The following is a 5754-nucleotide window of genomic DNA, read 5'->3' on the forward strand; positions in this document are numbered from 1 at the left end:
CCCTGGAACTCCTCCACCGAGACCGGGCGGTAGACGATCTCCCTGCCGGACTGCCGGCCCACCTCGGCGGCGAACTCGGCGAAGCCCCACGCCTCGTCCCCGCCCAGCTCGTACGTCCGACCCTCGTGCCCCTCGCCGGTCAGCACCGCGACGGCGGCGGCCGCGTAGTCGGCGCGCGCGGCGGAGGAGACCCGGCCCTCGCCCGCGGCCTGGACGACGGCGCCGTGCTCCAGAACGGGGGCCAGGTTTTCGGTGTAGTTCTCGTGGTACCAGCCGTTGCGCAGCAGCACGTAGGGCACGCCCGAGGACAGCAGGGCCTCCTCGGTGCCGCGGTGGTCGTCGGCGAGCGCGGCCTTCAGGCTGCCGGGGGCGCTGGTGTAGGCGAGCAGGGCCACGCCGGCCGCCTTCGCGGCGTCGATGACGACCCGGTGCTGTCCCACGCGGCCCTTGTCGAACTCGTTGCCGGAGACGAGCAGCACCTTGTCGCCGGCCGAGAAGAGGCCGTCGAAGGTCTCGGGCGCGTTGTAGTCGGCGACCGCGATGCGCACGCCCCGCGCCGCGAGGCCGGCGGCCTTCTCCGGGCTGCGGACCACGGCGGTGACCTGGTCGGCCGGGACCTTCTCCAGCAGCTGTTCCACGACGTGGCGGCCGAGGTGTCCGGTGGCTCCGGTGACGACGATGCTCATGAGGGCTCTCCTTGCGGGGGGTCTGTTTTCACTAACCCTAGGAGTGGCGCTCTCCTTTCGAAAGTACCCACTTTGAAGTAAGGTACTGGCATGACGGTAAGTGAGAGGGTGGCGGCCGGACGCGCGGAGACGGGGGAGCAGCTCTGCCCCTACCGTCTGGTACTGGAGCACGTCACCAGCCGCTGGGGCGTCCTCGTCCTGGCCGAACTGCTCGAGCGCTCGTACCGGTTCAGTGAGCTGCGCCGCGCGATCGGCCGGGCGGTCGACCGCAACGTCAGCGAGAAGATGCTGACCCAGACGCTCCAGACGCTGGAGCGCGACGGCCTGGTCCACCGGGACGCCAAGCCCGTGATCCCGCCGCGGGTCGACTACTCCCTCACCCCGCTCGGCCGCGAGGCAGCCGAGCAGGTACGGGCGCTGACCCTGTGGACCGAGGCGCGCATGGCGGACGTGGTGAAGGCCCGCGAGGCATACGACGAAGCCCGGGCGTCCGCCGCCCGGGCTCGGTCGCTGTCGTCGTGAACGTCGTGCGCGCCGGCGCTCAGCCGACGACCGTCCAGGTGTCCCCGCCCGCGAGCAGCGCGGCCAGGTCGCCCTTGCCGCGCTGTTCGACGGCCGTCTCCAGCTGATCGGCCATCGCCGTGTCGTAGACCGGGCGGTCCACGGAGCGCAGCACGCCGATCGGGGTGTGGTGCAGCGTGTCGGGGTCGGCCAGCCGGGAGAGCGCGAAGGCCGTCGTCGGGGACGCGGCGTGCGCGTCGTGGACGAGGATGTCGGCCTCGTTGGCGGCGGTGACGTCGACGATCCGCAGGTCGCCGGTCCGCGGGTCCCGTACGACACCGCGCGAGCCGTCGGCGCCGAAGCGGATCGGCTGCCCGTGCTCCAGGCGGATCAGCGCCTCCTCCGCCTGCTGCTTGTCCTTGAGGGCGTCGAAGGCGCCGTCGTTGAAGATGTTGCAGTTCTGGTAGATCTCGATCAGCGCGGTGCCCGGGTGGGCGGCCGCCGCGCGCAGCACCGACGTCAGGTGCTTGCGGTCGGAGTCGATGGTGCGGGCCACGAAGGACGCCTCCGCGCCGAGCGCCAGCGACACCGGGTTGAAGGGCGCGTCCAGCGAGCCCATCGGCGTCGACTTGGTGATCTTGCCGACCTCGGAGGTCGGGGAGTACTGGCCCTTGGTCAGACCGTAGATCCGGTTGTTGAACAGCAGGATCTTGAGGTTGACGTTGCGGCGCAGGGCGTGGATCAGGTGGTTGCCGCCGATGGACAGCGCGTCGCCGTCACCGGTGACCACCCACACGCTCAGGTCGCGCCGGGAGGCCGCTAGGCCGGTGGCGATGGCGGGGGCGCGGCCGTGGATGGAGTGCATCCCGTAGGTGTTCATGTAGTACGGGAAGCGGGAGGAGCAGCCGATGCCGGAGACGAAGACGATGTTCTCCTTGGCCAGGCCCAGCTCCGGCATGAAGCCCTGCACGGCCGCGAGGATCGCGTAGTCGCCGCAGCCGGGGCACCAGCGCACTTCCTGGTCGGACTTGAAGTCCTTCATGGACTGCCGGGCCTCGGCCTTCGGCACCAGTGAGAGCGCCTCGGCCGTACCCGTGCCTTCCGTGGACGTCTCAGCCATCGATGGCCTCCTTCAGAGCCGTGGCGAGCTGTTCGGCCTTGAACGGCATGCCGTTGACCTGGTTGTACGAGTGCGCGTCCACCAGGTACTTCGCCCGCACCAGGGTGGCGAGCTGCCCGAGGTTCATCTCGGGGATCACCACCTTGTCGTAGCGCTCCAGGACCGCGCCGAGGTTCTTCGGGAAGGGGTTGAGGTGGCGCAGGTGGGCCTGCGCGATGGGCACCCCGGCCGTGCGCAGCCGCCGTACGGCCGCCGTGATCGGCCCGTAGGTCGAGCCCCAGCCCAGCACCAGGGTGTCCGCCCCGCTCGGGTCGTCGACCTCGACGTCCGGGACCTCGACGCCGTCCACCTTGGCCTGCCGGGTGCGGACCATGAAGTCGTGGTTGGCCGGGTCGTAGGAGATGTTGCCCGTGCCGTCCTGCTTCTCGATGCCGCCGATGCGGTGCTCCAGGCCCGGAGTGCCCGGGATCGCCCACGGGCGGGCCAGCGTCCGCGCGTCCCGCTTGTAGGGCCAGAACACCTCGGTGCCGTCGGCGAGCGTGTGGTTGGGTCCCTGCGCGAACTGCACTCTGAGATCGGGCAGCTCGTCCAGCTCGGGGATGCGCCACGGCTCGGAGCCGTTGGCCAGGTAGCCGTCGGAGAGCAGGAAGACAGGGGTGCGGTACGTCAGCGCGATCCGCGCCGCCTCCAGCGCCGCGTCGAAGCAGTCGGCCGGCGTGCACGGGGCGACCACCGGGACCGGGGCCTCGCCGTTGCGCCCGTACACCGCCTGCAGCAGGTCGGCCTGCTCGGTCTTGGTGGGCAGACCCGTCGACGGGCCGCCGCGCTGGATGTCGACCACCACCAGCGGCAGCTCCAGCGACACCGCGAGGCCGATGGTCTCCGACTTCAGCGCCACACCGGGGCCGGAGGTCGTGGTGACGGCGAGCGCGCCGCCGAAGGCGGCCCCGAGCGCGGCGCCGATGCCCGCGATCTCGTCCTCGGCCTGGAAGGTGCGCACGCCGAAGTTCTTGTGCCGGCTCAGCTCGTGCAGGATGTCGGAGGCCGGGGTGATCGGGTACGACCCGAGGAACAGCGGCAGGTCGGCCTGCCGGCCCGCGGCGACCAGGCCGTAGGCCAGGGCGAGGTTGCCGGAGATGTTGCGGTAGGTGCCGACGGGGAAGGCCTTGGCGGCCGGGGCGACCTCGTAGGAGACGGCGAAGTCCTCGGTGGTCTCGCCGAAGTTCCAGCCCGCGCGGAAGGCGGCGATGTTGGCGGCCGCGATGTCCGGCTTCTTGGCGAACTTCGACTTCAGGAACTTCTCGGTGCCCTCGGTGGGCCGGTGGTACATCCAGGACAGCAGGCCCAGCGCGAACATGTTCTTGCTGCGCTCGGCCTCCTTGCGGGAGAGCTCGAACTCCTTGAGCGCCTCCACGGTGAGCGTGGTCAGCGGCACCGGGTGCAGGTTGTAGCCGTCCAGCGAGCCGTCCTCCAGCGGGGAGGCCTCGTAGCCGACCTTCTGCATCGCGCGCTTGGTGAACTCGTCGGTGTTGACGATGATCTCCGCGCCGCGCGGCAGGTCGCCGATGTTCGCCCGCAGCGCCGCCGGGTTCATCGCGACCAGCACGTTCGGCGCGTCGCCCGGGGTCAGGATGTCGTGGTCGGCGAAGTGCAGCTGGAAGGAGGACACGCCCGGCAGGGTCCCTGCGGGGGCCCGGATCTCGGCCGGGAAGTTCGGCAGCGTCGACAGGTCGTTCCCGAAGGACGCCGTCTCGGAGGTGAAGCGGTCGCCGGTGAGCTGCATGCCGTCACCCGAGTCGCCCGCGAACCGGATGATCACCCGGTCCAGGCGGCGGACGTCCTTCGCCCCGGCCGCCCTGCGCTGCTCTCCTACGACGGCCCCGTCGGCCTGTTCCGCTGGACTGCTGACCTGGCTGGTCACTGAACTGGACCTCCTTCGAGGCGGCTGCGCGGGAGCGGTCTTCAACGAAGACCTCGAAGACCTCGAAGACCTTCCCAGGACCTTCCCGCTTTCGACCTTCTCGTTTTTGACCTTCCCGCTTTCAACCCTACGACCGTCGTGGTCGCCTTCCCTGGACCGTTCGCATGCTGGACGCGGCCGTGAGACGGTGACGAGACGGCGCCGAAACTGCCCTTTTACGCCGGTGCGCGGTGTTCCACCGAGCCTCCTGACACAGTTTCAGCCCATCAGGAGTTCAGATAGGTGAGCACGGCCAGAACACGCCGGTGATCCCCGTCACTCTGCGACAGCCCGAGCTTGAGGAAGATGTTGCTGACGTGCTTCTCGACCGCGCCGTCGCTCACCACCAGCTGCCGCGCGATCGCCGAGTTCGTCCGCCCCTCGGCCATCAGACCCAGCACCTCGCGCTCCCGCGGGGTGAGCCCGGCCAGTACGTCCTGCTTACGGCTGCGCCCGAGGAGCTGGGCGACCACCTCCGGGTCCAGGGCCGTACCCCCCTGGGCGACCCGCACCACCGCGTCCACGAACTCGCGCACCTCGGCCACACGGTCCTTGAGCAGATAGCCGACCCCGCGGCTGGAACCGGCCAGCAGCTCGGTGGCGTACCGCTCCTCGACGTACTGCGACAGCACCAGCACGCCGAGCTGCGGGTGCGCCTTGCGCAGCTGCACGGCGGCCCGCACGCCCTCGTCGGTGTGCGTCGGCGGCATCCGCACGTCCGCCACGACCACGTCGGGCAGCGCGCCCTGGTCGTGCAGCTCGGTGATGGTCTTGATCAGCGCCTCGCCGTCGCCCACGCCCGCCACGACCTCGTGTCCGCGGTCGGTCAGCAGCCGGGTCAGGCCCTCCCTGAGCAGCACTGAATCCTCGGCGATGACCACCCGCACCCTGTCCTCCACGATCTCCGGCCCCCCACAGCCTCGACGAACATGGTCCAGCATTCCAGCATTCGGACCCTGCCGCGCCCGGGCCGGGAGAAGTGGTGGAGGCCTCCGCGGTTTACGGCGTGCTTTTCGGCCTGTCTCACGCCGGATCGGCTGAGCTCTTACGTCGGGCCGGCCAGCCCTTGGGCGGGGTTGGCTCAGCCCTCGGGCCGGGTTGGCTCAGCCCTCGGGCCGGGTTGGCTCAGCGCCGCCAGGGCAGTTCCGCCGTCACCCGGGTGGGCCCGCCGGCCGGGGAGTCGACCACGAGGATCCCGTCCACCGCGTCCAGCCGCCCGGCCAGCCCCGCGAGACCCGACCCCGCGGACACGTCCGCACCGCCGACCCCGTCGTCCACGACCTGCAGCATCAGCCGGTCCTCGACCCGCCACACGTCCACCGACGCCGACCTCGCCCCGCTGTGCTTGCTGATGTTCTGCAGCAGCTCGGAGACCGTGAAGTACGCGATGCCCTCGATGGCCGGGGCCGGCCGCTCGGCCAGGTCCACGTCGACCGAGACCGGCACCGTGCAGCGGGAGGCGACGGAGGACAGGGCCGCGTCCAGAC

At 70.7% G+C, this 5754-nt stretch carries 6 protein-coding genes; 1 reads left to right on the plus strand and 5 read right to left on the minus strand.

Annotated features, from left to right (window positions below; translation table 11 throughout):
- The coding region (locus IE249_RS03700) for an NAD(P)H-binding protein (protein WP_229857448.1) at positions 1 to 686 on the minus strand (686 nt) is incomplete at its 3' end.
- 90 nt (positions 687 to 776) lie between these two features.
- Between IE249_RS03700 and IE249_RS03705 the strand changes: the two genes are divergently transcribed.
- Positions 777 to 1208 (plus strand): winged helix-turn-helix transcriptional regulator, encoded by a 432-nt coding sequence (locus tag IE249_RS03705; RefSeq protein WP_189703329.1) that lies wholly within the window; start codon positions 777 to 779, stop codon positions 1206 to 1208.
- 19 nt (positions 1209 to 1227) lie between these two features.
- Here IE249_RS03705 and IE249_RS03710 read toward each other — a convergent pair whose 3' ends face one another.
- The 4 genes from IE249_RS03710 to IE249_RS36080 all read right to left on the minus strand — a co-directional run.
- A complete protein-coding gene (locus IE249_RS03710; protein WP_189703330.1) occupies positions 1228 to 2307 on the minus strand; it encodes a 2-oxoacid:ferredoxin oxidoreductase subunit beta in 1080 nt (359 codons plus the stop codon).
- On the minus strand, positions 2300 to 4228 hold the full coding sequence (locus IE249_RS03715; protein WP_189703331.1) for a 2-oxoacid:acceptor oxidoreductase subunit alpha: 1929 nt from the start codon (positions 4226 to 4228) through the stop codon (positions 2300 to 2302). Before IE249_RS03715 ends, IE249_RS03710 begins: the two co-directional genes overlap by 8 nt.
- 266 nt (positions 4229 to 4494) lie before the next feature.
- Complete coding sequence (locus IE249_RS03720; protein ID WP_308434311.1) at positions 4495 to 5154, minus strand: response regulator transcription factor; 660 nt, start codon at positions 5152 to 5154, stop codon at positions 4495 to 4497.
- Positions 5155 to 5392: 238 nt separating this feature from the next.
- Positions 5393 to 5754 (minus strand): sensor histidine kinase (locus IE249_RS36080; RefSeq protein WP_373304340.1); only part of this gene is annotated, 362 nt, incomplete at its 5' end.

The sequence above is a fragment of the Streptomyces anandii JCM 4720 genome, from assembly GCF_014650655.1.
GTDB classification, from domain to species: Bacteria; Actinomycetota; Actinomycetes; order Streptomycetales; family Streptomycetaceae; genus Streptomyces; species Streptomyces anandii.

Excerpts from the sequence above, each read along its gene's own strand:
- IE249_RS03705 (WP_189703329.1), top strand. The coding sequence starts at position 777 with ATGACGGTAAGTGAGAGGGTGGCGGCCGGACGCGCGGAGACGGGGGAG.
- IE249_RS03710 (WP_189703330.1), bottom strand. The coding sequence starts at position 2,307 with ATGGCTGAGACGTCCACGGAAGGCACGGGTACGGCCGAGGCGCTCTCA.